The sequence below is a fragment of the Candidatus Rickettsia tasmaniensis genome, assembly GCF_036857515.1.
Taxonomy (GTDB): domain Bacteria; phylum Pseudomonadota; class Alphaproteobacteria; order Rickettsiales; family Rickettsiaceae; genus Rickettsia; species Rickettsia rickettsii.
Genome location: NZ_JAQCNX010000086.1, coordinates 1 through 508, shown reverse-complemented (window position 1 = coordinate 508; position 508 = coordinate 1). Strand labels below are relative to the sequence as shown.

The window sequence follows — 508 nt, the reverse complement described above, 5'->3', positions numbered from 1 at the left end:
TTCGTCAATTACTTTGTAATTTCCTCGCAATGACGAAAAAACTGAACCATATTGCCCTGTTTTTTTGCGATACCTCAAAAATATAAAAATTTTACTAGACTTAACTGCATAATAATTATATAAATTTCAAATGAAAAGGGGCTGTAGCTCAGTTGGTTAGAGCACGCCGCTCATAACGGTGTGGTCGTAGGTTCAAGTCCTACCAGCCCCACCACACAAATTCTTATTTAAATTCGCATTAGCACTGAATTTAATAATCGTAGAGCTGTAACAGTTGTACACCACTAAAATTATTTACTAATTATATAGTATCCTAAAAGGCCGAGTTTACTACTCGGCCTTTTTTTATTTATAACTTGATGTTATTATTGCGAAAGCGTTGATGCGTGGATACCGAATCGTCATTGCAAGCCATAGGCTGCGTGGCAATCTCATGAAATAACAACAAACTCCTGAGATTGCTTCGTCAATTACTTTGTAATTTCCTCGCAATGACGAAAAAACTGAA

Annotated in this window: 1 tRNA gene; it reads left to right on the top strand. The window is 36.0% G+C overall.

The features are described from left to right. Positions 1 to 137 precede the first annotated feature (137 nt). Positions 138 to 214, top strand: a tRNA-Ile gene (locus O6R16_RS08085). Positions 215 to 508: the final 294 nt, after the last annotated feature.